Annotated in this window: 24 protein-coding genes and 1 tRNA gene; 14 read left to right on the top strand and 11 right to left on the bottom strand. The window is 57.9% G+C overall.

All coding sequences use genetic code 11. The features are described from left to right. Positions 1-42: 42 nt before the first annotated feature. From ypdK to KHQ26_RS18970, 3 genes are all read right to left on the bottom strand, one after another. Positions 43-114: a membrane protein YpdK gene (ypdK, locus tag KHQ26_RS18980; protein WP_099119320.1), complete on the bottom strand. Its 72-nt coding sequence runs from the start codon at positions 112-114 to the stop codon at positions 43-45. A gap of 338 nt (positions 115-452) precedes the next feature. After that, positions 453-1,649 carry a cyanate transporter gene (locus KHQ26_RS18975; RefSeq protein ID WP_004174937.1) on the bottom strand — a complete coding sequence of 399 codons (1,197 nt, stop codon included), beginning with the start codon at positions 1,647-1,649 and terminating at the stop codon, positions 453-455. Then, positions 1,646-2,104, bottom strand: coding sequence for a nucleoside deaminase (locus tag KHQ26_RS18970; RefSeq protein WP_009486224.1), 459 nt, complete (start codon positions 2,102-2,104; stop codon positions 1,646-1,648). The genes KHQ26_RS18975 and KHQ26_RS18970 overlap by 4 nt, the downstream gene beginning before the upstream one ends. A 132-nt stretch (positions 2,105-2,236) precedes the next feature. Here KHQ26_RS18970 and cynR point away from each other — a divergent pair, with 132 nt between their 5' ends. Beyond that, positions 2,237-3,145 carry a transcriptional regulator CynR gene (gene cynR / locus KHQ26_RS18965; RefSeq protein ID WP_002913369.1) on the top strand — a complete coding sequence of 303 codons (909 nt, stop codon included), beginning with the start codon at positions 2,237-2,239 and terminating at the stop codon, positions 3,143-3,145. 9 nt (positions 3,146-3,154) lie between these two features. On the opposite strand, the gene KHQ26_RS18960 is transcribed toward cynR, so the two are convergent. From KHQ26_RS18960 to KHQ26_RS18945, 4 genes are all read right to left on the bottom strand, one after another. Next, a complete protein-coding gene (locus tag KHQ26_RS18960; protein ID WP_009309554.1) occupies positions 3,155-4,036 on the bottom strand; it encodes a hypothetical protein in 882 nt (293 codons plus the stop codon). A 367-nt stretch (positions 4,037-4,403) separates the two neighbouring features. Next, positions 4,404-4,886 (bottom strand): WbuC family cupin fold metalloprotein, encoded by a 483-nt coding sequence (locus KHQ26_RS18955; RefSeq protein WP_004174945.1) that lies wholly within the window; start codon positions 4,884-4,886, stop codon positions 4,404-4,406. A gap of 248 nt (positions 4,887-5,134) precedes the next feature. Then, positions 5,135-5,209: transfer RNA gene (locus KHQ26_RS18950), tRNA-Arg, on the bottom strand. Positions 5,210-5,298: 89 nt separating this feature from the next. Continuing rightward, on the bottom strand, positions 5,299-6,228 hold the full coding sequence (locus KHQ26_RS18945) for a formate/nitrite transporter family protein (RefSeq protein ID WP_004149224.1): 930 nt from the start codon (positions 6,226-6,228) through the stop codon (positions 5,299-5,301). 289 nt (positions 6,229-6,517) lie between these two features. On the opposite strand from KHQ26_RS18945, the gene mlaA reads away from it, so the two are divergent. After that, positions 6,518-7,279 carry a phospholipid-binding lipoprotein MlaA gene (gene mlaA, locus KHQ26_RS18940; protein ID WP_004174948.1) on the top strand — a complete coding sequence of 254 codons (762 nt, stop codon included), beginning with the start codon at positions 6,518-6,520 and terminating at the stop codon, positions 7,277-7,279. Between the two features lie 61 nt (positions 7,280-7,340). Here mlaA and fadL read toward each other — a convergent pair whose 3' ends face one another. Next, positions 7,341-8,663, bottom strand: a complete 1,323-nt coding sequence (fadL, locus tag KHQ26_RS18935) for a long-chain fatty acid transporter FadL (RefSeq protein ID WP_002913360.1) — start codon at positions 8,661-8,663, stop codon at positions 7,341-7,343. Positions 8,664-9,036: 373 nt separating this feature from the next. Here fadL and KHQ26_RS18930 point away from each other — a divergent pair, with 373 nt between their 5' ends. From KHQ26_RS18930 to sixA, 4 genes are all read left to right on the top strand, one after another. Further along, on the top strand, positions 9,037-9,321 hold the full coding sequence (locus tag KHQ26_RS18930) for a YfcZ/YiiS family protein (RefSeq protein ID WP_004174950.1): 285 nt from the start codon (positions 9,037-9,039) through the stop codon (positions 9,319-9,321). A 159-nt stretch (positions 9,322-9,480) separates the two neighbouring features. Then, positions 9,481-10,791 (top strand): acetyl-CoA C-acyltransferase FadI, encoded by a 1,311-nt coding sequence (gene fadI, locus KHQ26_RS18925; protein WP_004174951.1) that lies wholly within the window; start codon positions 9,481-9,483, stop codon positions 10,789-10,791. Next, the gene (gene fadJ / locus KHQ26_RS18920; RefSeq protein WP_004174952.1) at positions 10,791-12,935 is read left to right on the top strand and encodes a fatty acid oxidation complex subunit alpha FadJ; all 2,145 of its coding nucleotides are present in this window, start codon (positions 10,791-10,793) and stop codon (positions 12,933-12,935) included. The genes fadI and fadJ overlap by 1 nt, the downstream gene beginning before the upstream one ends. Positions 12,936-13,144: 209 nt before the next feature. Next, positions 13,145-13,630 (top strand): phosphohistidine phosphatase SixA, encoded by a 486-nt coding sequence (sixA, locus tag KHQ26_RS18915; RefSeq protein WP_002913355.1) that lies wholly within the window; start codon positions 13,145-13,147, stop codon positions 13,628-13,630. Positions 13,631-13,650: 20 nt separating this feature from the next. Here sixA and smrB read toward each other — a convergent pair whose 3' ends face one another. After that, positions 13,651-14,202, bottom strand: a complete 552-nt coding sequence (gene smrB, locus KHQ26_RS18910) for an endonuclease SmrB (protein ID WP_002913348.1) — start codon at positions 14,200-14,202, stop codon at positions 13,651-13,653. A 167-nt stretch (positions 14,203-14,369) separates the two neighbouring features. On the opposite strand from smrB, the gene prmB reads away from it, so the two are divergent. From prmB to KHQ26_RS18880, 6 genes are read left to right on the top strand one after another with little or no spacing between them, the layout of a single operon-like run. Next, positions 14,370-15,302, top strand: coding sequence for a 50S ribosomal protein L3 N(5)-glutamine methyltransferase (prmB, locus tag KHQ26_RS18905; RefSeq protein WP_002913346.1), 933 nt, complete (start codon positions 14,370-14,372; stop codon positions 15,300-15,302). 41 nt (positions 15,303-15,343) lie between these two features. Further along, entirely contained in the window at positions 15,344-16,429 is a 1,086-nt protein-coding gene (gene aroC / locus KHQ26_RS18900) for a chorismate synthase (protein WP_002913342.1), read from the top strand. 2 nt (positions 16,430-16,431) lie between these two features. Then, complete coding sequence (mepA, locus tag KHQ26_RS18895; protein ID WP_004174960.1) at positions 16,432-17,256, top strand: penicillin-insensitive murein endopeptidase; 825 nt, start codon at positions 16,432-16,434, stop codon at positions 17,254-17,256. After that, positions 17,256-18,065, top strand: coding sequence for a sulfite exporter TauE/SafE family protein (locus KHQ26_RS18890; RefSeq protein WP_002913340.1), 810 nt, complete (start codon positions 17,256-17,258; stop codon positions 18,063-18,065). The genes mepA and KHQ26_RS18890 overlap by 1 nt, the downstream gene beginning before the upstream one ends. Further along, the gene (locus tag KHQ26_RS18885; protein ID WP_004174962.1) at positions 18,065-18,613 is read left to right on the top strand and encodes an elongation factor P hydroxylase; all 549 of its coding nucleotides are present in this window, start codon (positions 18,065-18,067) and stop codon (positions 18,611-18,613) included. The genes KHQ26_RS18890 and KHQ26_RS18885 overlap by 1 nt, the downstream gene beginning before the upstream one ends. A gap of 31 nt (positions 18,614-18,644) precedes the next feature. Continuing rightward, positions 18,645-18,926: a YfcL family protein gene (locus KHQ26_RS18880; RefSeq protein WP_002913338.1), complete on the top strand. Its 282-nt coding sequence runs from the start codon at positions 18,645-18,647 to the stop codon at positions 18,924-18,926. 61 nt (positions 18,927-18,987) lie between these two features. Here KHQ26_RS18880 and mnmC read toward each other — a convergent pair whose 3' ends face one another. Then, positions 18,988-20,976, bottom strand: coding sequence for a bifunctional tRNA (5-methylaminomethyl-2-thiouridine)(34)-methyltransferase MnmD/FAD-dependent 5-carboxymethylaminomethyl-2-thiouridine(34) oxidoreductase MnmC (gene mnmC / locus KHQ26_RS18875; protein ID WP_004174965.1), 1,989 nt, complete (start codon positions 20,974-20,976; stop codon positions 18,988-18,990). Between the two features lie 158 nt (positions 20,977-21,134). On the opposite strand from mnmC, the gene fabB reads away from it, so the two are divergent. Both fabB and KHQ26_RS18865 read left to right on the top strand, forming a co-directional pair. Then, positions 21,135-22,355, top strand: coding sequence for a beta-ketoacyl-ACP synthase I (gene fabB / locus KHQ26_RS18870; RefSeq protein ID WP_002913291.1), 1,221 nt, complete (start codon positions 21,135-21,137; stop codon positions 22,353-22,355). Positions 22,356-22,564: 209 nt separating this feature from the next. Further along, positions 22,565-23,740, top strand: a complete 1,176-nt coding sequence (locus KHQ26_RS18865) for an MFS transporter (protein ID WP_004149211.1) — start codon at positions 22,565-22,567, stop codon at positions 23,738-23,740. Positions 23,741-23,826: 86 nt separating this feature from the next. On the opposite strand, the gene flk is transcribed toward KHQ26_RS18865, so the two are convergent. Next, positions 23,827-24,804 carry a flagella biosynthesis regulator Flk gene (gene flk / locus KHQ26_RS18860; RefSeq protein WP_004174966.1) on the bottom strand — a complete coding sequence of 326 codons (978 nt, stop codon included), beginning with the start codon at positions 24,802-24,804 and terminating at the stop codon, positions 23,827-23,829. Between the last annotated feature and the right edge of the window lie 5 nt (positions 24,805-24,809).

Genomic DNA, 24,809 nt, shown 5'->3' with positions numbered 1-24,809 from the left:
CGGGAGCATGAAGGCTCCCGTTTTTTTTGACACCGCTGCAGTCTAGATCATCAGGGCAAAAGTACCGGCCCAAACGATGACCATAAAAGAGAGGCCCATAAAGAAGTATTTCACGACTCATCACTCCACGCGCTTGTGCGACGTTCAAATGAATTAATTGTTCTGTTTTTCAAGGGCTGTCGCCAGTGTAACTTCACCCTGCAGCAGCCCGTAATTCTGTGCGTTTAGTGCTCCAGATGGCGCTAATGTACGCCTAAAAAATCAGGGAAACAAGAGGCATTTTTTTATTAATTTTTAGTTACTTACGAGTGTCGTGATTCGGCGACACATTAATTTCACAGGGTAATAAATTTAGCGCCAGCGACGCGAAGGAAACGGGTTTTAGCGATGGGGCGGGCGGAGAAGGCCAACGAGAGCGCGCGGCATTATCTTTGCCACGCGCCGCCGTCGGTTCAGGGCAGGTCTGAGGCGCGCTGTCGCCACTCGGCCGGGTAGTGTGCCGGGATAAAGCGCAGCGTCAGCGCCATGAGTAGCAGGACGCAGATCGCATGCCAGGACCAGTCAAGCGTGTAGTTCCCGCTCAGGCTACGCAGCAGGCCGGAAAGCCAGGGCGACAGACCGGCGATGATAAATCCGATCCCCTGCATAAAGGCTACCAGCCTGCCGGCCACCGCCGGTTGTCCGGCGTGATCCAGCGCCAGCACCAGGCACAGAGGAAACGCGCCGCCCAACCCCACGCCGCAGGCAATGGCCCAGAGCGCAGAGAAATGCTCTGGCAGCCAGATAAAGCCGCAGAAGCCAATCAGCTGTAGCGCCAGCGCTAGCAGAAGAAGCTGGCGCCGATCCTCCTGGCGAGCCAGCGCCGGGAGCAGCAGCGCGCCGGCGGTTTGCCCGACGGTCAGCAGCGCCAGCAGCGAACCGCTGTACTGGGCGCTGTCGCCTAGCTGGATGTAGTAAGGAGGCAGCCAGGCGATCAGGCTGGCGTAACCGGCATTGATCAGTCCGAAATAGAGTCCCAGCGTCCAGGCGCGGCGCTGGCCAATAATCGCGACCCGGGGGGAAGCGCTGGTCTGATGCGGTGCGCGAGGCAAATGCCGACAAATCGCCAGCCAGCTGAGCAGAGCCAGGAGCGCAGGGAGCGCCCACCAGGCTAGCGCATCATGCCAGGCCGCGCTATGTGACGCCAGCCATGGGGTGAACGCGGCGCCTAACCCGCCGCCGCCCATCAGCGCCGCTGACCATAGTCCCATCACCAGCGGCGTCCGTCGGGGAAAGAGGTGCTTAATTACCGCCGGGATGGCGGCCTGAATAATGCCGATGCCAATTCCTCCGGCCAGAGCGCTGGTGAGTAGTAAGCCACTATTCGGAGCGATTTCCCGCAGCAGGGCGCCTGCCGCGATAATCAGCAGGCTCAGCGCAATACTGCGCTTTTGACCGATATAGCGATCGACCCAGCCAGCGGCCAGCGCCAGCACCCCCATCGCGATCACCGGCAGCGCGGTCAGGAGTGCGGCCAGGGTATAGCTCATGCCGCTGGCTGCGCGGATGTCCGGCAGCAAAGGACCAATGGAGGTAAGCAGCGGCCGCATATTGATCCCAGTCAGTACCAGGACTGCCAGCGTCAGGTTCTGTCGCAGCGCTGGTGTCATGACTGCCGTTCCGCCCAGCGCTGATAAAGTTCAGTTCCCTCCGGCTGCGGGCGATGATGGATCGGCAGCGTTTGCTGGGCCAGCGGCTGCTGCAGCTGCTGATAAATCGCGGCGGTCGAGAGCTGAAAAGGCTCCCCGTCCTGATTGCTATTGGCGAAAAACACTTCCCGCACGCCGGTTAAATAGAGCGCGCTCAGGCACATAGGGCAAGGTTGTCCGCTGGCATAGATGACGCATTCACGCAACACCGCGCTTCCCAGTCTGGCGGCAAGATCGCGAACGGCGTTCAGTTCGGCATGCGCCGTTGGGTCACCGCTCAGATGAAAGGTATTGACGCTTTCAGCGACAATCTCATCATTCCGCACCAGCACGGCGCCGAAGGGGCGCCCACCGTCAGCAATGTTTTGTTTTGCCAGCACTAATGCGCGCTGAAGATAACGATCGTGAGCGGACATAGTCACTCCTGCATAAAACGATGTTAAAGGTGAAATATGTTGAGGGTCGTGCGAAGAGGGTACGTCTCTTGTTTCATAAGTTAAAAGACTTATTTATGATAATGCCTATTGGAATTTCTTATAGGTGGGCCGATGCTTCTGCGCCAACTTTCCTACTTTATCGCTGTGGCTGAACATTGTGGCTTTTCCCGCGCCGCCGCGGCGCTGCATGTCTCCCAGCCTGCGCTGTCACAGCAGATACGCCAGCTGGAAGCGATGCTGGAGGTTCAGCTTTTCGACCGCTCTGGCCGACGTATTCGCCTGACCGATGCCGGTGAGATCTGGCTGGAGTATGCCCGTCGCGCGTTACGCGAGCTTGAGGAAGGTCGGCGCGCCTTGCATGACGCAGAAGATCTCCAGCACGGTAAACTCCGCATTGCTATGACGCCAACTTTCACTACCTATATGCTGGGCCCGCTGATGGAGGCGTACTACCGACGCTACCCTGGAGTAAAAGTGCTTATCCAGGAGATGAACCAGGAGCGGATGGAGGCGATGCTGCTGGAGGATGAACTGGATGTGGGGATTGCCTTTGACGATTGCCGGTCACAGGAAATTGTGGTTCAGCCGCTGCTGACGGAAACGCTTGCGCTGGTGGTGAGCCGTGCGCATCCGCTGGCAGGAGAGCGCGACTTGCAACTGCAGGCTCTCGACGCCCAGCCGCTAATTTTACTGAGCAGCGAGTTTGCTACCCGCGAGCAGATTGATCGTTATTGCCGCCTTCATCGGCTCGAACCAGACGTGCGGATGGAGGCCAACTCCATCGGGGCCGTTCTGTCGGTTATTCGAAGCACAACGTTAGCAACGCTGCTGCCGGCGGCGATCGCCGGGCAGTTTGATGATGTGGTGGCGATTGAGCTAAGACCTGCGCTGCTGCAGCGCACGGCCTGTTTATTGCAGCGGCAGGGCGCCTGGCAGAGCGCCGCAGCGCGCGAATTCATCACCCTGGCCCGAGAGAACGCGATAACGATTGAGCAGGAAAACCGCCAGTCCCTTGCCTGAAGGACTACGTTACTCGCCGGCGAACTGCGACTCACGGCTGGCTTCGCTGCCGATATCGCCTTCATCGGGCTGGGCATTCTCTATAAGCATGCCTTCTTCCTTAAGCCTTTCCAGCACGTGATGAAAGAGCTGAGTCTTGTCTGGCTCAGCCATACTCTGCAACTTCTCATTAAATACAGTATGGGACTGAATAAGATAATGGATAAATTCCAGCAATACCTCACTTTGCGGCAGGACGGTTAATTCCTGCTGGATGTAACGGGTTTGATCCAGTAGCGGATTTTTCGTCACGTCCATAGGCCGGGCGCTAATACTGTGGGCGTATATTTTCTCAATGGCCTGGCTGGTGATATAGATGCGGTTCAATGATATCGAGGGGCGTTCGTCTTCCTCTGGAATGAAATGACAATAAACAAATGGTTTATCCGGCAGCATCATGCTGAGGCGGTTTTCGTAAAGAATATCATCTGGCGCCTCCAGCAGCGCCATTAGGTTCCGACAGTGTGGATGCCAGAGCCCTGAAGCAAATACCTTTACGTTGAACTGGGTTACCGTATTTCCGCGCAGGGTTTCCATCGTCGGAATATCGCCTTCAAGCCGCAGAATGCTGCGGATATGGGAGTGATGCGACCAGACTGTTTCTCCTGCCTCGACTGAGGTAAATGGATTAAACGCGCTGGTTACCTCTTTTTCCTGATGGGAGAGGACGGCGATTTTTAATATTCCCGGCGTTGGGTTAAGCTTAAGACATAGATTGATTGCGCCAATATCATGCCAGTGAAGAATGTCTTCCAGTTCGCAGTTTAATAATTTTTGCGCCCGCGCCAGAGAGCAATACTCCATTGGCGGTAAATTATTTAGCTTCCAGATATTCCGTTCTGTAATATTCATAAGAATTGTATGTCGATGAAAAAATATATCGCCATGGTGAGCAAAAGCATCAATGACAATGATTTATTTTTTCTGCTGACTTCCTTTACCTGATTAACAAAATCCATTCACATTGAGAATGATATATCGATAAATTGGCTGTTTTTATTGTTTTGCTGCCGCGTATTTACTCTTTCCCGTTATCTTATCATCTCTTATTCGTAGAGAAAAATAGTTTGCTGAATATAAGCGTTTCTTCCTGTTTAGCAGCAATATTTAAGGTGAGTATGAGCGGAGCACGAAAAAAGGGACGGTCAATTTGGCAAACATTGTGGTCGGCAGGAAGTATCAAACAGACGCCTGCGGCGCCTGTCGAACCTACCTGTAGTTATTGCGGCATAGACAGGAAGCGGTCACCCGGTTGCGCGATGGCATACCAGGCCATCATTTCGGCAGTGCCTGGCTGGCCTTCAGCAGGCGCCCAGGCCATAGTGTCCATTTCGGCAAGCGGTTGATAAGCGCCTTGTTTGACTTCAAATACCATGCCGCCTGCGTCGAGCGAGAGCACCGTATGCCAGGTGCCAGCCTCCATTTCCAGCGCCGTACAGGTTTCACCCAGCACCACCCGGTTGGTGACCACGCCGTGGTCATCAAAATTCAGTACCACAAATCGGCCTTTCAGCGGCAGTAAAAGTTCGAAGGTATGTCTGTGCCGGTGGGGGCGGATATAGGTGCCGGGTTCCATGGCGATGGCCAGACGCTGTATCGGGTCGCTTAGTTCGGGATGAAAATTGCGATGGGCACGCAGGCGCGGAGCACTGGCTGCCGCTTCGCTCTGCTGCTGCATATCGCTGAGGGTGATCTGTTTCATATCAACGCCTGGCTCCTGTATCGTCCAGAGAAGGTTGTAAAAGGTCGCGGCTAGTGACTGAAAAAGTCAGAAGGTATTGTACGCAGAAATGCGCGTTGCTGTCGGTTTATTGTGTGCGTGATTGACAAAGACACGTTCCTTTCTGGCAGGACTAACCATACTGAAATCGTTGGCTAATTATGATTACGAGAAGAATACGTTCTGGCTGGCGTTTAGGTCATCGTGGTCAATGGCGGGCAACTTTTATATGGTGTCCCCTGCAGGAATCGAACCTGCAACTAGCCCTTAGGAGGGGCTCGTTATATCCATTTAACTAAGGGGACAAGGCGGCACGAGTATAGCGTTTTTTGCCCGCCTGAGTAAGAGCCATACCGTCTGACTGCTTAAACCCTCGCCACTCAGGGCGCTTTTTTTATGCCCGGTCGGCCTTTTTCCCTTTCTCCGCCGCCTGGGCGCGAGCTTCCGCTTTTCGCTTGCTGCTCATATCGTTACGGATCTGCGCATGGCTCAGCAGTGCGAAGATGAAGGTCCCGCCACAGATATTTCCCGCCAGGGTCGGCAGGGCGAACGGCCAGATAAAGTCGCTCCAGGGCAGATTTCCATTAAACACCAGATAAAGGATCTCGACCGAGCCCACCACAATATGGGTGGTATCCGCCAGGGCGATAAGCCAGGTCATGAGAATAATCACCACGATTTTGGCGGCGCCGGCGACAGGAAACATCCAGACCATGGTGGCGACCAGCCAGCCGGAAATAATCGCATTGGCGAACATCTCTGTCGGACTGTTTTTCATTACGTCTTCGGCGATGCTGACAAAGGCCTGACGGGTTGGCTCATCAAAAATAGGCATATAATTGAAGGCCCATGCGGCCACCGCGGTACCGATGAGATTGCCCGCCAGCACCACCGACCATAGCCGCATCAGCAAACCGACGTTACCGAGGGTGGGATTATGCATCACCGGCAGAACGGCGGTGACCGTATTTTCAGTGAACAGCTGCTGGCGGGCCATAATTACGATAATAAAGCCGAAGGTGTAGCCGAGGTTTTCCAGCAAAAAACCGCCCGGGATCCCCTCCAGTTTGACGTGAAAAATTCCCTTCGCCAGCAGGGAGGCCCCCATCGACAGGCCGGCCGCAATCGCTGACCATAGCAGGGCCAGCGCATCGCGCTCCATCTCTTTTTCCCCTTCCTGGCGAATATGTTCATGGATCGCCATCGCCCGCGAGGGAAGGCGATCTTCATTTACTTCGATCTCTTCACCACGCTGATTTTCCTCACTTTCCACTTCTCTTTCGTCATCCTCTGCCTTTAATTTGTTATTGTCTAGTTCATCCATTTCGTGGCCCTCGCTATCAATCTGTATAGTTATAGCGTAGCGGCTTTCCCTGCCGTCTGGCTGGGCATACTCTGAAATCGCAAAAATGGTAACGTCAGATTTTTGTCGCTCCGGTAGAATAGGAGCCCCGCGATTTCGTTATTCCCAGGCTAAGATCAAATCAACAACTTGGGTGATATAGACATCGTTCAACGTGCTGTTACAATCGCTCACATCTTTACGGGCGGAAGCGTTGTCTTTCCGTCATGGATGGCAACTCGCGATAGCCATAAAAACCAGGGAGACATCTATGAATTATCGCCTGTCGGCGCTTGCGCTTGGCGTCACATTGCTGGTGGGATGTGCCAGTTCCAGCTCTGGCGATCGGCCGCAGGGGCGCTCAGACCCGTTAGAAGGGTTTAACCGCACGATGTTTAACTTCAACTTTAACGTGGTTGATCCTTACGTGCTTCGCCCCGTCGCGGTGGCATGGCGCGACTACGTCCCACAGCCGGCGCGCAACGGGTTAAGCAATTTTACCAGTAACCTGGAAGAGCCGGCAGTGATGGTGAACTACTTCCTGCAGGGCGACCCCTATAAAGGTATGGTGCATTTTACCCGCTTCTTCCTGAACACCATTCTCGGTATGGGTGGGCTTATCGATGTGGCCGGGATGGCGAATCCGCAGCTACAGCGGGTTGAGCCACATCGTTTCGGCAGTACGCTTGGGCATTATGGCGTTGGCTATGGCCCGTATGTTCAGTTGCCGTTCTATGGAAGCTTTACCCTGCGCGACGAAGGCGGCGATATGGCCGATGGCTTGTATCCGGTGCTCTCCTGGCTGACCTGGCCGATGTCGATCGGTAAATGGGCGGTGGAAGGGATTGAGACACGTGCTCAGCTGCTGGATTCCGACGGCCTGCTGCGCCAGTCTTCCGACCCTTACATTCTGATGCGTGAAGCCTACTTCCAGCGTCATGACTTTATCGCCAACGGCGGTAAGCTGACCCCGGCGGACAACCCGAATGCTCAGGCTATTCAGGATGAGCTGAAGGATATCGATTCACAGTGATCGGCGAATGATAAAAAAAGGGTGAACATAATGTTCACCCTTTTTTGTGGCGCGCTGCTTATCAGAAGCGGTAGTTGAAGTTAGCGCCGTACAGCCAGGCGGTTCCTTCGGAACGGAAGGTATACGGGCCTTCCTTAATTTCAACATGCTGCCCGTGCATGTATGAAACGCCGACGTCAACCGAGGCATCTTTATTGAACGCGTAGGTGGTACCCGCGCTCAGCCACAGGCGATCCTGGTCCGGAATAGAGATAGAGCGGTTATTAGCCGGCACCGGGCTGTCATCGAAGGCGATACCGGTACGGAAGGTCCAGTTATCGTCATAATAATAGGTGGTCCCCAGCGCAAGACGATAGGCGTCCTTGAAGCCTTCCTCTTTATAGAACAGCGTCTGGCCGTTGCTGCCGGTGGCTTTCAGCTCCTGGAACTGACTCCAGCTGGTGTAGGTCAGGCTATAGTGGACCGCCCACTGCGGCGCCACGCGGTTATAGCCGGACAGCTCCCACATTTCCGGCAGGTTAAGGGTTAGCGAACCATTGGTCGTCTGGCCGCTGGTGCCCGCCGGCAGGCCGAAGTTGCCGAGGATCTGGTTATAGGCCGCCGGCAGGCTGCTGCGGTAGTTACCGTCGAAGTCGATCTTGACCTCAGAACGGTAGGTTAAACCGTAGCGGTTATTCTTATCCAGCTCATAGAGGATCCCGGCGTTCCAGCCGAAGCCCCACGCGTTGCCATTAAGATGGGCGATCTGCGTGTCGGCCGGGATCTTCGCTACCTGGCCCGCCAGCGCCGGCGGCAGCGCGCCAGAGCCTGCGACAATCTGCCCCAGATCGCCTGCATAGCGCTCGATCTTCGCCTTGGCGTAGACCGCGTCAAAGCCTAAGCCGAAGCTCCAGTTGCTGTCGAGGCGGTAGGCGCCGCTCAGGTTGAAGTTCGCGGTGGTCAGGTCGGTTTTACCGCCCATGCTGCCGGCCGCATAATCATCGTTATACTCTGTTGCCAGACCATAGTTAGAGGTGATAGACGCCCCCCAACCAAATTGGTCGTTAATCGGCGCGACAAAGTGGAAGTTGGGCACCCACGCCGTCGGGGCGATATTGTCTGCTTTCAGGCTCTTGCCGGTGGGAGAGGTGCCCGAAACATTAACGCCCGGGTCGACAAACACGGCGCCCGCCGACATGGTCGGGCGGTCAAACATCATAATTAATGCCGGGTTACGACTGGCATTACCAGCATCGTCAGCGATCGCCCCTTCACCGGAATAGGCACGACCCAGCCCCGATGCAGAGAATTCGTTGAGCTGGAAGCCTGCTGACCAGGCCTGGGTGGAAACAAGTGCGACAGCCACTGCAAGGGCAGATTGGGTAAAGCGGGTTTTCTGGCTCATGCCCATAACCTCATTGAGTTATTTTTTTTTAAACTATGTTACATGCCGTAACAGAAGCGCGGGAGTGTAGGGTCTGCGGTACAACCAAGAAATCAGACCAGTGCGCTGAGTATAGGTCTGACCAGATGATTTGTTGCAAGTATGTTTATGAAGTTTTTCAATTGTGATAACAGAAACGCGATCCAGCTGGCAAAAATCTCGGAGAGAGCAAGGGGGACAGAAGGGGATTTTTGTTTTAGATCATTTTTAAGTGTGATTTCTGTCACTTAACGCCGGCAGAGCGATTCTCGGCTGGAGGCTCACTGGGGACAGGGCGTAAAATAGGCACATCATTTTTCTGGCACCGAAGGTGCATCTCCAGAGGAAATCTACGATGAGTAAATGTAGCGCTGATGAAACCCCGGTTTGCTGCTGTATGGATGTTGGCACGATTGTTGACAACACCGACTGCATCGCCTCCTACAGCCACGTATTCGCCAACCGCGCTGAAGCCGAGCAAACGCTCGCCGCGTTAAGCGAAAAAGCCCGCAATGTCGAATCTGAGCCGTGCCAAATTAACCCAACCTTCACTGACGTTGACGGCGGTGTGCAGCTGGATATCGATTTTGTTTTCAGCTGCGAAGCAGAATCCCTGATCTTCCAGCTGGGCTTACGTTAATCCTTCCCCCTCGACGCCCCTGATAAGGGGCGTTTCCTTTTCTTTTCACTGTGTTTTGGCTCGCAATTTTGCGCTTCTCCGATTGGCTTAATGTAAAAAATTAGTTAAGAATGTTATCAGGTCAGACCACTTGGTTGTCTTGGTTAACAGGGGAGTGTTATGAGTCAGGCATTACCGCTTATCACCCGTCAGGGCGATCGCATTGCCATTGTCACGGGGCTACGCACGCCATTTGCTCGTCAGGCTACGGCTTTTCATGGCGTTCCGGCCATTGATTTAGGAAAAATGGTGGTTGGCGAGATGTTGGCGCGCAGCGACATTCCTGCCGAAGTCATCGAGCAACTGGTCTTTGGCCAGGTGGTGCAGATGCCGGAAGCGCCGAACATCGCCCGGGAAATTGTGCTGGGTACCGGCATGAGCGTACATACCGACGCCTATAGCGTCAGCCGCGCCTGCGCCACCAGTTTCCAGGCCGTGGCGAACGTCGCTGAAAGCCTGATGGCCGGCACCATCCGCGCCGGTATTGCCGGCGGCGCCGACTCCTCCTCTGTCCTGCCCATTGGGGTCAGTAAAACGCTGGCCCGCACGCTAGTGGATGCCAATAAGGCACGCACGCTGAGCCAAAAGCTGAAGCTGTTTTCCCGTCTGCGGCCACGCGACCTGCTGCCGGTCCCCCCGGCGGTGGCTGAATATTCAACCGGATTGCGGATGGGCGATACCGCCGAGCAGATGGCGAAAAGCTGGGGGATCTCCCGCGAGCAACAGGATGCCCTGGCGCATCGTTCGCACCAGCTGGCAGCGAAAGCCTGGGTAGAGGGTAAACTGTCCGCAGAGGTGATGACCGCCTATGCTCCCCCTTTCCGCGAACCGCTCGAGCAGGACAACAATATTCGTAAAAATTCAACGCTCGCAGATTATCAGAAGTTACGCCCGGCCTTTGACCGCAAACATGGCACCGTCACCGCCGCCAACAGTACGCCGCTGACGGACGGCGCGGCAGCGGTGATCCTGATGACCGAGTCGCGGGCTAAAGAGCTGGGGCTGAGGCCGCTGGGCTATCTGCGCAGCTACGCCTTTACCGCCATCGACGTCTGGCAGGATATGCTGCTGGGGCCCGCGTGGTCCACGCCGCTGGCGCTGGAGCGCGCTGGCCTGACGCTGGCGGATCTCACGCTTATCGATATGCACGAAGCTTTCGCTGCGCAGACGCTGGCCAATCTCCAGTGTCTGGCAAGCGACCGCTTTGCCCGCGAGGTGCTGGGCCGCTCGCAGGCCACCGGTGAGGTAGATGAAAGCAAGTTTAACGTCCTCGGCGGCTCTATCGCCTACGGTCACCCCTTCGCCGCCACCGGCGCGCGGATGATCACCCAGACGCTGCATGAGCTGCGGCGACGGGGCGGGGGATTTGGTTTGGTGACGGCCTGCGCGGCAGGTGGTCTGGGTGCGGCGATGATCGTGGAGGCTGAATAATGGATACTGTTTCCGCTTTTAAGCTTGAGGTCCGTGCGGACAAAATCGCGGTGATCACCATTGATGCCCCGGGTGAAAAAATGAATACCCTGAAAGCCGAATTTGGCAGTCAGGTACGGGGATTGATACGCCAGTTACGTGACGATAAGTCAGTGCGCGGCGTAGTATTTATCTCCGCCAAAGCGGATAACTTTATCGCCGGCGCTGATATCAACATGATTGCCCGCTGCCGCAGCGCGCAGGAGGCGGAAGCGCTGGCGCGCCAGGGACAGCAGATTATGGCTGAGATCCATGGCCTGTCGATCCCGGTGATTGCCGCTATCCACGGCGCCTGCCTTGGCGGCGGTCTGGAGCTGGCGCTGGCCTGTCATGGCCGTATCTGTAGCGATGACGAAAAAACCCGACTCGGCTTGCCGGAGGTACAGCTTGGCCTGCTGCCGGGTTCCGGCGGGACGCAGCGTTTACCGCGGCTGATCGGGGTCAGCACCGCGCTGGATATGATGCTCACCGGCAAGCAGCTGCGGCCGCGGCAGGCGCTGAAGGCCGGTCTGGTGGACGAGGTGGTGCCGCAGGCGATTTTACTGCAGGCGGCGGTGGAGTTGGCGCTGAAGGGACGACCGACCAGCCGGGAGGTGCCTGTTCGTGAACGCGTACTGGCAGGGCCCCTGGGGCGCCATCTGTTATTCCAGTTTGTCGGTAAACAAACGCAGCGCAAAACGCAGGGAAATTACCCGGCGGTGAAGCGAATCTTGCAGGTCGTCGAGAATGGTCTGGCCCATGGCTGCAGCAGCGGATACGCTGAAGAGGCGCGCGCATTTGGCGAACTGGCGATGAGCCCGCAGTCGCAGGCGCTGCGATCGATCTTCTTTGCCAGTACCGATCTGAAAAAAGACCCTGGCGCCGAGGCGGGCCCCGGCCCGCTGAGAAGCGTTGCAGTACTGGGCGGTGGCTTGATGGGCGGGGGGATCGCCTATGTGACCGCCTGTAAGGGTGGGCTGCCGGTGCGGATTAAAGATATCCAGCCGCGTGGCATCAACCACGCCTTAAAGTACAGCTGGGATCTGCTGAATAAACAGGTTCGTCAGCGTCGACTGCGCCCAGTGGAGCGCGATCGTCAGATGGCGCTGATCTCCGGCACTACCGACTATCAGGGCTTTGCTCATCGCGATGTGGTGATCGAGGCGGTATTTGAAGACCTGGCTCTCAAACAGCGGATGGTCAGCGAAGTGGAACAATACGGCGGGCCGCAGACCATCTTTGCGTCGAATACCTCATCGTTGCCAATCGGCGATATTGCCGCTCACGCCAGCCGCCCGGGGCAGGTAATCGGCCTGCATTTTTTCAGTCCGGTGGAAAAAATGCCGCTGGTTGAGGTGATCCCGCACAAGGGAACCGACCCGCAGACTATCGCCACCGTGGTGCAGCTGGCTAAACGGCAGGGGAAAACGCCGATTGTTGTCGCAGATAAAGCGGGGTTCTATGTGAACCGTATCCTCGCGCCGTATATCAATGAAGCGATGCGCCTGCTGGTGGAAGGCGAACCGATTGAAGTCATTGATAACGCGTTGGTTAAATTCGGTTTCCCGGTGGGGCCGATTCAACTGCTGGATGAGGTGGGTATCGATACCGGCACCAAAATTATCCCCGTGCTGGAGGGCGCGTTTGGAGAACGTTTTAGCCCGCCTGCAAACATCATTGACGCGATTTTGAAGGACGATCGCAAAGGCAGAAAAAATAATCGTGGTTTCTATCTTTATGAGACAAAAGGGCGTAAAAGCAAAAAACGGCCCGACCCGGCAGTCTATCCGCTGCTCGGCATCGGCCGCCCGCAGTCGCGGCTCTCCGCGCAGCAGGTGGCGGAGCGCTGTGTGATGATGATGCTTAACGAAGCGGCGCGCTGCTTTGATGAGCAGATTATCCGGAGCGCGCGCGATGGCGATATCGGCGCCGTCTTTGGTATAGGGTTTCCGCCATTTCTTGGCGGCCCGTTCCGGTATATGGATACTATCGGCGCGGGTGAAGTTGCCGCGATCCTGCAGCGCCTGGCCGCCCAGTTCGGCCCACGTTTTACACCCTGTGACACTTTATTACGCATGGCTGAACAGGGGACCACCTTTTGGCCAGCGGATGAACGGCTGACCTAAGTTGTGGTCAAAGAAGGTAAATCCGGCTGCGGACGACGCTGTTGATTGGCTGTTTTGTAAACAATGATTGACTATACTTACGCCATTGAGGTAAAAAACAGCGTTTCATTCGTGGAATGGATCAGGCACAATGCCCGGCCACCGGGTCACCTGCGTATTGTCTTCGCAGGCCAAACTACGGTGCTTCTGGTTAACAAAAGCGGTGCAATATGCAAGTTTTTATTATGCGTCACGGCGACGCTGCCCTCGATGCAGCCAGTGACTCGGTTCGTCCATTAACCGTATGCGGTTGTGATGAGTCTCGTCAGATGGCAACCTGGCTGAAAGGTCAAAAAGTGGATATTGAGCGCGTTCTTGTCAGTCCCTATCTGCGTGCGGAACAGACGCTGGATATTGTTGGGGAGTGCATGAACCTGCCGAAACATGTCGACGTGATGCCGGAGCTCACGCCGTGCGGTGATGTGGGAATGGTGAGCGCCTATCTGCAGGCGCTGGCGAATGAAGGCGTGGCGACGGCGCTGGTTGTCTCCCACCTGCCGCTGGTGGGGTATCTGGTCTCAGAGCTGTGTCCGGGGGAAACGCCCCCGATGTTCACCACCTCGGCTATCGCCTGCGTGACGCTGGATGCCGACGGCAAAGGTGAGTTCCTCTGGCAAAAAAGCCCCTGCAACCTCAAGATGGCCAACGCCATCTGACGGCCCCCCGGAGCCCGCCGTTACGGCAGCTCCGGCGGTTGCCACTCCTCGACCTCAATCAATATCAGCAGTGCGGCGTCACCGCCGTACTCTTTTGGTGCCTGGTGAAACGCCATAATATGCGGATGTTGCGCCAGCCACAGCGGGGTTTGCTGTTTGAGGATGTGTTTCCCGTGCCCGTGCATCACGCAGGCGCAAAACACATGCTCGCGGCGGCAGGCGGCAATTAGCGCGCCCAGTTCCTGTTTGGCCTGCTGCTGGGTAAGCCCATGCAGATCGAGGAACAGCTCAGGCGAATAATCTCCACGGCGCAGCTTTTTCAGCTCGAAATGGCTGACGTCGGGGCGGACATATTTCGTCGAGCCTTCGGTATTCAGTAGCGGTTGAAACTCATCGGAAAAATAGTGGCTGTTATCGACCTGTTCCTGCAGCAAACGCTTAGGAGCAACCTCGGTAATTTTCTTGCGCTGCGGGCGGTGAACAATAGTGTCCTGTTTGATCTTCCGCGTGCCGGTCATCAGCTGACGGAACAGCGCCTGATCCTCCTCGCTAAGCGATGTCTTCTTTTTCATTGTCCGCTCTCATTCATACTTTGCGCTAGTTTACCCGACTCAATATCCCTTCGGGCAAGGAAAACCTGTTTTTTCCCCCGCCCCTTATCGCAAGAATGCTGATTTATCGCCGTCTTCATGGCACACTAGCCGCCGAATTTATAGCAGAGTGTGCCCTGGAGGATGTCGTGGATAAAATTTTTGTTGATGAGGCAGTCAATGAGCTGCATACCATTCAGGACATGCTGCGCTGGGCGGTAAGCCGTTTCAGCGCTGCTAATATCTGGTACGGTCACGGGACTGATAACCCGTGGGACGAGGCGGTACAGCTGGTGCTGCCTTCACTGTATCTGCCGCTGGATATCCCGGAAGACATGCGCACTGCGCGCCTGACCTCCAGCGAGAAACACCGCATTGTAGAGCGGGTGATTCGCCGCGTGAACGAGCGTATTCCCGTCGCCTATCTGACCAACAAAGCATGGTTCTGCGGGCATGAGTTTTACGTTGATGAGCGGGTGCTGGTGCCGCGCTCCCCGATTGGCGAACTGATCAATAACCAGTTTGCCGGACTGATTAACCATAAGCCGCAGCACATCCTTGATATGTGCACCGGTAGCGGCTGCATTGCCATCGCCTGCGCCTATGCCTTCCCGGAAGCGGAAGTCGATGCGGTAGATATCTCCCCGGACGCGCTGGCCGTCGCCGAGCACAACGTTGAGTCCCACGGCCTGATCCATCACGTTACGCCGATCCGTTCCGATCTGTTCCGCGATCTGCCGAAGCTGCAGTACGATCTGATCGTCACCAATCCGCCGTATGTCGATGAAGAGGACATGGCCGATCTGCCGGAAGAGTATGAGCATGAGCCGGTGCTGGGGCTGGCCTCCGGAAGCGACGGCCTGAAGTTAACGCGCCGTATCCTCGGCAACGCGCCGGATTATCTCAGCGACGACGGGATTCTGATTTGTGAAGTCGGTAACAGCATGGTACATCTGATGGAGCAGTATCCGGATGTGCCGTTTACCTGGCTTGAGTTTGATAACGGCGGCGACGGGGTCTTTATGCTGACCAAACAGCAGCTGATTGACGCCCGTGCGCACTTCGGTATTTATAAAGACTAAAAAAACAACACGCCAACATAACGAAAAAGATTGGAGCCGTGATGGCAGGAAATACAATTGGACAACTCTTTCGCGTCACTACCTTCGGCGAATCGCACGGTCTGGCGCTGGGCTGCATCGTTGACGGCGTGCCGCCGGGCATCCCGCTGACCGAAGCCGACCTGCAGCACGACCTCGATCGTCGTCGCCCGGGTACCTCGCGTTACACCACGCAGCGTCGCGAGCCGGATCAGGTCAAAATCCTCTCCGGCGTCTTCGAAGGCGTTACCACCGGGACCAGTATCGGTCTGCTGATTGAGAACACCGATCAGCGTTCGCAGGATTACGGCGCGATCAAAGATCTGTTCCGTCCGGGCCACGCCGATTACACCTACGAGCAAAAGTATGGTCTGCGCGACTATCGCGGCGGCGGTCGTTCTTCTGCGCGCGAAACCGCGATGCGCGTAGCGGCCGGGGCGATTGCCAAAAAATACCTTGCCGCGAAGTTCGGCATCGTCATTCGCGGCTGCCTGACGCAGATGGGCGATATTCCGCTGGCCATCAAAGATTGGGATCAGGTTGAGCAGAACCCCTTCTTCTGCCCGGACCCGGATAAAATCGACGCCCTGGATGAACTGATGCGCGGCCTGAAAAAAGAGGGCGACTCCATTGGCGCGAAAGTGACGGTAGTGGCTGACGGCGTACCGCCAGGCCTCGGCGAGCCGGTCTTCGACCGCCTGGATGCCGATATCGCCCACGCGCTGATGAGCATCAACGCCGTGAAAGGGGTGGAAATTGGCGACGGCTTCGAGGTGGTGAAGCTGCGCGGCAGCGAAAACCGCGATGAGATCACCAAAGCCGGGTTCCAGAGCAACCACGCCGGCGGCATTCTTGGCGGCATCAGCAGCGGCCAGCAGATCGTTGCCAACATCGCGCTGAAGCCTACCTCCAGTATTACCGTTCCCGGTCATACGATTAACCGCTTTGGCGAAGAAGTGGAGATGATCACCAAAGGGCGTCACGATCCGTGCGTCGGCATCCGCGCCGTACCGATCGCTGAGGCGATGCTGGCGATCGTTCTGATGGATCACTTTATGCGTCAGCGCGCGCAGAATGGCGACGTGACGACGACAATTCCACGCTGGTAACCATGAAAAACACCGTTATCGCACTGCTTGCGCTGTTGGCCAGCGCCGGTAGCCTGGCCGCCACGCCATGGCAGAAAATAACCCAACCGATCGGCGGCAGCGCCCAGTCAATCGGCGCGTTTTCCAATGGCTGTATCGTTGGCGCCGAGGCGCTCCCCCTGAGTGCCCCCGGCTATCAGGTGATGCGTACCGATCAGCGTCGCTACTTCGGTCATCCGGATCTGGTTCAGTTTATTCAGCGCCTGAGTAATCAGGTGCACAATAAAGGTATGGGAACCGTGCTGATTGGCGACATGGGGATGCCGGCGGGCGGGCGCTTTAACGGCGGGCACGCCAGCCACCAGACGGGCCTCGATGTCGATATCTTCCTTCAGCTGCCGCAAACGCGCTGGACATCGTCCCAGCTGTTGAAGCCGCAGGCGCTGGACCTGGTCGCCAGCGATGGCAAGCATGTGGTGCCGTCGCTATGGAGCCCGCAAATCAGCCAGCTAATCAAGCTGGCGGCGGAAGATAGCGAAGTTACCCGCATCTTCGTCAACCCGGCGATTAAACAGCAGCTGTGCCTGGACGCGGGCAGCGACCGCCAGTGGTTGCGTAAAGTCCGTCCCTGGTTCCAGCATCGCGCTCATATGCACGTCCGACTGCGTTGCCCGGCGGGAAGTCTGGAGTGCGAGGATCAGGCGCCGCCGCCGCCCGGCGATGGCTGCGGAGCGGAGCTGCAGAGCTGGTTCGAACCACCTAAACCCGGGTCTACCCCCCCTGTGAAGAAGACGCCGCCGCCGCTGCCGCCTTCCTGCCAGGCGCTACTGGATGAGCATGTGCTGTAATGGATAGTTTTATCGAGTTGTTTGCCGTATCGCCGCTGGTGCTGGTGGTACTCTTCTTTGTCGCCATCCTGGCCGGTTTTATTGACTCACTGGCGGGAGGCGGGGGCTTATTGACTGTCCCTGCGCTGATGGCGGCCGGCATGCCGCCAGCCCAGGCGCTGGCGACCAATAAGCTGCAGGCCTGCGGCGGGTCGCTATCGGCGACCCTCTATTTTGTCCGCCGCAAGGTGGTTAATCTGGCCGATCAGAAGCTGAATATTCTGATGACCTTTATCGGCTCAACCGCCGGAGCGCTGCTGGTGCAGCACGTGCAATCCGATATTCTGAAGCAGATCCTGCCGTTGCTGGTGATTGGCATCGGCCTTTATTTCCTGCTGATGCCGAAACTGGGCGAAGCCGACCGGCAGCGTCGGCTTTACGGTCTGCCGTTTGCGCTGGTCGCCGGCGGTAGCGTAGGGTTTTACGATGGCTTTTTCGGCCCTGGCGCCGGTTCGTTTTACGCCCTGGCTTTTGTCACTCTGGCCGGGTTTAACCTTGCCAAGTCGACGGCCCATGCCAAGCTGCTGAACGCCACCTCAAACGTCGGCGGCCTGCTGCTGTTTATCATCGGTGGAAAGGTTATCTGGGCCACCGGCTTTGTGATGATGGCCGGCCAGTTTATTGGCGCCCGCGCCGGGTCCCGGCTGGTGCTGAGTAAAGGGCAGTCGCTGATCCGGCCGATGATCGTTATCGTCTCGGCGGTGATGAGCGCGAAACTTCTTTATGACAGCCACGGGGCTGAGATTTTGCAGTGGTTGGGAATTCATTAATGCAACAGCAACACCATTATCAGCAGCTGATAGACCTTTTCGACAGCTGCTTTGCCGAAGAATTTAATACCCGCCTGATTAAAGGCGACGATGAGCCGATCTACCTTCCGGCTGACGATGAAACGCCCTATCACCGTATCGTGTTTGCGCACGGATTTTTTGCCAGCGCCCTGCACGAGATCTCTCACTGGTGTGTCGCCGGCAAGGCGCGTCGCGAACAAGTAGATTTTGGCTACTGGTACTGCCCGGACGGCCGCGATGCGATGACCCAAAGCCAGTTTGAGGATGTCGAGGTGAAACCGCAGGCCTTTGAGTGGCTGTTCTGCGTGGCGGCGGGATTTCCGTTTAACGTCAGCTGTGACAATCTGGAAGGGGATGTTGAGCCCGATCGCATCGCCTTCCAGCGCCGGGTGCATGCTCGGGTGATGGCTTTACTTGAACAAGGGATCCCCGAACGTCCGGCGCGCTTTATTCGCGCATTACAACACTATTATCAAACGCCGCCATTGACGGCGGAACACTTTCCGTGGCCGGAAGACCTGCACTAAGGCCACACATTACATGACAAGAGGTAAGATGATGATCGCGGAGTTTGAATCACGCATTCTGGCGCTGATTGACAACATGGTAGACCACGCCAGTGATGATGAACTGTTTGCCGGCGGTTATCTGCGCGGCCACCTGACGCTGGCGGTGGCTGAGCTGGAAGGTGAGGGCGAGCATTCTGCTGACGCGGTACACAGCAGAGTTAGCCAGAGCCTGGAGAAAGCCATCAGCGCTGGCGAACTGTCGCCGCCGGACCAAATTCTGGTGCAGGGGATGTGGCATAACCTGTATCAACAGGCGAAAAATCAGGCCTGAGCCATGTTGTAGCCCGGGTCAGGCGTCAGCCGTACCCGGGAAATTGCCTGCCCTCATGGTTTTATTTCACCGCTTTTCCCTTCAGCAGTTTTCTCACCCACAGCCGATTCGGATTCAGCGCCGCCAGGGTGTCGCTATCCAGCGGCAGCGGTTCCGCGCTCATTTGCGCCGCCAGCAGCTCAGCGCTTAACGGCGCGGTGCAAAGCCCGCGCGACCCGAGCGCGCCAAGCATAAACAGGTTGCGACAGACCGGCGCGCTATCGGCGATATCCGGTTGTTCGTGGAGGCTGGCGTATTGCGTCAATGTTGCCGCGTAGTCCGGCACGTTGCCGACCATCGGTAGATGATCGCGGGTGGCGCAGCGCACGCCGCAGCGAGCGTCGTTGGCGCTGATATCCACGTCCTGTGGCCACTCCGCGCCCGGGAAGCAGTCGATCAGCCGTTGCCGGTTGTGCTGCTGATCTTCTTCGCTGAAGGTGGTGTCGGTTTTCCCGCGGTGGTAGCTGGCGCCAATGCAGTGCTGCTGATTTTGCGGATTCTGTGGCGTCAGGTAGCCGTCGTAGCACAGCACCTGGCGCAGGGCGGCAAGCCGCGAGGTGGTGGGAATATGGCTGACCTGGCCGCCAACCGGGTAGACCGGCAGTTGGGCTGTTTGCGCAAAACCAGTGATGCGGTGGCCGTTCGCCAGAACCACCGCCTGATGATAGCGCTGCTGATTGAGCAGCCAGCCATCGCCCTCCGCGCTGAGCGTTTCGACGGGATAACCATAGTGCACGTGCAGTCCGCGCGTGGCCGCCAGCGCCAGCAGCTCGGCGGTGAGCTGCTGCGGGCACAGCCAGCCGCCGGCCGGATAGGTGATGCCGCCGCAGCCGGTATCGACGCCGGTCAGCCCGGCAACCTGTTCCGCCGTCACCGCGCAGGCGATGTCCGGGGGTAAATTCAGCGCCAGCATCTGGGCGATTTTATGCGCGCTTTTCTCATCCCAGCCGAGCTGGGTAACACCGCACCATTGGTGATCGAACATCACCGGCAGCGCGTCATACATTCGGCGGGCGAAGGTAAACGCGGCCGGAAAAAAGCGTGCCAGCGCCGGATCGTGCTGACTTAACAGCGGATACAGCGCGCCCTGGCGATTGCCGGAGGCGCCCTGCGCTGGAGCCTCATCGGCGCAGTAAAGGGTCACCTGCCAGCCGCGGCGCAGCAGCGCCAGAGAGAGCAGGGCGCTGGCGATCCCGCCGCCGATGATGGCCGCCTCGCGGGCATCGCTGCTACTGCGAGCGAACCAGGGGGCGCGCGCAGGAAAGCTCAGCGTTTGCGCCATCTCGCCGGTCAGCATCTCCCGCTTGCGGCCGAAGCCTTTGCTTTTACGCATGGTAAAGCCGGCCTCCTGCAGGCCACGGCGGACAAAACCGGCGGAGGTAAAGGTGGCCAGCGTCCCGCCGGGTCGCGCCAGGCGCGCCATGGCGCTGAACAGATCCTGAGTCCACATGTCGGGATTTTTCGCCGGGGCAAAGCCGTCAAGAAACCAGGCGTCCACCTGCTGGTTCAGCGAATCATCCAGCTCCCTGGTCAGCTCATTGATATCGCCAAACCACAGATCGAGCGTCACCCGCCCGCCGTCGAGCAGCAGACGATGGCACCCGCCGAAGGCCGACGGCCATTGCGCCTGCAGCTGCTGCGCCCACGGAGCCAGCTCTGGCCAGCGCTGGTGCGCCAGGCGGAGATCCTCAGCCTTCAGCGGATATTTTTCAAAACTGATGAAATGTAACCTTTGCAAGGTAACGTCCGGGTTATCACGAACAAAAACGTCAAACGCCTGCCAGAGGGTGAGGAAATTGAGCCCGGTGCCGAAGCCGCTCTCCGCGACGATCATCAGCGGGCGAGGGTGGCTGGGGAAGCGCTCCGGCAGGCGATTTCCGCCGAGAAAAACGTAGCGAGTCTCTTCCAGACCGTTGTCATTGGAAAAGTAAACATCGTCGAAATCTCGGGAAACAGGTGTACCCTCAGCGTTGAATTCCAGGTTGGCGGGTTGTATGGCGTTTTGTTTCACGTAAGTTACTCGAATCACAAGGCGTAGCACGATCTTAACGATGTGTGCCTGAGGGCGCAAATTTATACACAAAATGTCTGATCGGACTTGTTCGGCGTACAAGTGTACGCTATTGTGCGACACGAAACTTAAAATAGTGCGACTTACAGAGGTATTTAATGAAACGTGCAGTGATTACTGGCTTGGGCATCGTTTCCAGCATCGGTAATAACCAGCAGGAAGTCCTGGCATCTCTGCGTGAAGGACGTTCAGGGATCACTTTCTCTCAGGAGCTTAAAGATTCAGGGATGCGCAGCCACGTATGGGGCAACGTCAAACTGGATACCACTGGCCTCATTGACCGCAAAGTAGTGCGCTTTATGAGCGACGCCTCCATCTATGCTTACCTGTCCATGGAACAGGCTGTTGCCGACGCAGGTCTGGCGCCTGAAGCATATCAGAATAACCCGCGTGTCGGCCTGATCGCAGGCTCCGGCGGCGGTTCCCCGAAATTCCAGGTCTTCGGCGCCGATGCCATGCGTAGCCCGCGTGGTCTGAAAGCCGTGGGCCCGTATGTGGTCACCAAAGCGATGGCTTCCGGCGTTTCCGCCTGCCTCGCTACGCCGTTCAAAATTCACGGCGTTAACTACTCCATCAGCTCGGCCTGCGCCACTTCCGCCCACTGTATTGGTAACGCGGTAGAGCAGATCCAGCTGGGCAAACAGGACATCGTCTTTGCCGGCGGCGGCGAAGAGCTGTGCTGGGAAATGGCCTGCGAATTCGACGCCATGGGCGCGCTGTCCACTAAATACAACGACACCCCGGAAAAAGCGTCCCGTACCTATGATGCTAACCGTGACGGCTTCGTTATCGCCGGCGGCGGCGGTATGGTCGTGGTGGAAGAGCTGGAACACGCCCTGGCGCGTGGCGCGCACATCTATGCCGAAATCGTCGGCTATGGCGCGACCTCCGATGGCGCGGACATGGTCGCCCCGTCTGGTGAAGGCGCAGTGCGCTGCATGCAGATGGCGATGCATGGCGTTGATACGCCGATCGACTATCTGAACTCCCACGGTACCTCCACTCCGGTCGGCGACGTGAAAGAGCTGGGCGCCATCCGCGAAGTATTCGGCGACAACAGCCCGGCTATTTCGGCAACTAAAGCGATGACCGGCCACTCGCTGGGCGCGGCGGGCGTACAGGAAGCCATTTACTCCCTGCTGATGCTGGAGCACGGCTTTATCGCGCCGAGCATCAACGTTGAAGAGCTCGACGAGCAGGCTGCCGGCCTGAACATCGTCACCAAACCGACGGACGCTAAGCTGACCACCGTAATGTCCAACAGCTTCGGCTTCGGCGGCACCAACGCCACGCTGGTGATGCGTAAATACAACGCCTAATCAGCATGTGATGCGCAAAGGGGAGCCACCGGCTCCCCTTTTTTGTCATCTTGACAGGGTAAGAGCCCGCAGGCACACTGCTCGCGGATCCATTAGTCTCTCCACTAATGCGTAAGCGTTTAACGTCAACCAACGCGCCTTAACCCTGATAATCAGGTGGAGGGGGCGTGTCGTTTTGCTCGCCTTACTCTGCGAATCTGGAGTAATGCATGTCCGCAGTTACTGAAACAACATCCAATTCTTCGGCGAATTTTTCGCTTTTCCGTATTACGTTTGCCGTCTTTTTGACCTATATGACCGTTGGTTTGCCGCTGCCGGTGATCCCGCTCTTTGTCCATCAGGAGCTGGGGTTTGGCAACACCGTGGTTGGCGTGGCGGTAGGGATCCAGTTCCTCGCCACCGTTCTGACCCGGGGGTACGCCGGGCGCCTGGCAGACCAGTACGGCGCCAAACGTTCCGTCCTGCAGGGGATGCTGGCCTGCGCCCTGGCGGGCGCGGCATGGCTGGCCGCTGCGCTGCTGCCGCTGCCGGTGCTCGCCAGGCTCGGCCTGCTGCTGCTGGGCCGCTTGATCCTCGGGTTTGGCGAAAGCCAGCTGCTGACCGGAAACCTGAGCTGGGGGATGGGCCTGGTGGGTCCGGCCCGTTCCGGCAAAGTGATGTCATGGAACGGCATGGCGATGTACGGCTCGCTGGCGGTGGGCGCCCCGCTGGGATTATTGATCTATAGCCATTTTGGCGTGGCGGTGCTGGCCTGTGTCACCATGGGACTACCGCTCGTCGCCTGGCTTATTAACGGTACCGTGCGCAAAGTGGCGGCCCACGGAGGCGAGCGGCCTTCACTCTGGAGCGTCATCGGCATGATCTGGCGCCCGGGCATTGGCCTGGGCCTGCAGGGTGTCGGCTTTGCGGTGATCGGCACCTTCGTCTCCCTCTATTTCGCCAGCCATAGCTGGCCAATGGCCGGCTTTACCCTGACGGCGTTTGGTGGCGCCTTTGTGCTGATGCGAGTGCTGTTCGGCTGGATGCCGGATCGGTTTGGCGGCGTTAAGGTGGCGATGGTCTCGCTGCTGATAGAGGCGGTTGGTCTGACGCTGCTGGGACTGGCGCCGAATGCCTGGCTGGCGCTGGCCGGTGCGGCGCTGACCGGGTGCGGCTGTTCGCTTATTTTCCCCTCACTTGGCGTGGAAGTAGTGAAGCGCGTCCCGGCGCAGGTGCGCGGCACCGCGCTCGGCGGCTATGCGGCCTTTCAGGACATCTCCTATGGCCTGACCGGGCCGCTGACCGGCCTGCTGGCGACCTCGCTGGGCTACTCGTCGGTGTTCCTTGCCGGCGCCCTCTGCGCGGCGCTGGGGATCCTCGTCACCCTTATCTCATTTCGCCGCTAGGTTATTGTCCGGCCTGAAAACGCTGTAGGAAACACCGCGGCGTTTGGCATGAAAGGGAGCCGTAAACGCCGCTGGTGGCTGCTGGGCTACAGCAGGAGCCACAGCACAAGGAGCAGGACAACCGCGCCCAGCGCCAGCTGCCACGGCTTAGCGCTCCACGTCCGCCTGGCGACTGGCTCCTCCTGCGGGATGGCCAGCGTCTCCTGGGCGCGGGCCACCCGCAGCACAAACACCTTGTTCAGCAGCGCCAGGATTTGCGCCGGGCTCAGCGTGGTCTGCGGCGTGACCTGCCAGCTGCGACTGGCAAAGTCGACAATTTTCTGCCACTCCGCGGCCTCCAGCGGCTGCTTGAGCGCTCCCTGCAGCGAGGTGAGCGTCGGCGCGCTTTGCGCACTCAGCGTTTGCCGCGCCTGCAGCCAGTACGAAAGCGGCAGGAAGTGCGTCGCCGGGATCAGCTCCCCGGACTTGACGCCGCAAAGCTCCAGCATGGATTGCCAAATCAGCTTGCTTGGTTCGCCGGTGGCGGCCGCCAGCTTAGTCACCAGCTGATTGAGCGTATTATGCTCGGCTGGCAACAGCGGGCGCAGGGTCGGCGGGCGCTGCTGCGGCTGCGGGATCGACAGCTGGCCATGCTGCAGCAGATGCAGAATGGTCTCCAGCTGCGTCTGGCTAAGGGCATGCAGCGCCGTTTGCCCATAATGCTGACGAATATAATCGCTCACCGCCTGGCGGTTATTGCCCTGACCGAGCAGATCGCTGAGCTGCGCTAAGGTCTGGCGATGATGATGATTATCCTGAGCGGCGGCTAAGCGCTGGTTGAGACTGGCCTCCGCGGCGCTGAAATGGCAGGCCAGCAGGGGCGAGTCGCCTTTCAGTCCGAGGTCATGTTTGACGCAGGCCCACACTTCCGCGTTCTGCTGCGAGGTCAGCGCCACCAGGCGCGTGATCAGTCGCTCCAGAACGGTGCGTTGCTGCATGGAAAGCGAAGGTTCGCCGGTGGCGGCAGTGCCTGATGGGCCTCGCCCTGGAGGACGGTCTGGCATATCAGCAAGGGGGTGCGTCATGATTC

Origin of the sequence: Klebsiella sp. 10 (assembly GCF_018223925.1) — a bacterium.
GTDB classification, from domain to species: domain Bacteria; phylum Pseudomonadota; class Gammaproteobacteria; order Enterobacterales; family Enterobacteriaceae; genus Klebsiella; species Klebsiella pneumoniae.
This window is presented reverse-complemented; position numbering and strand designations above follow the sequence as displayed.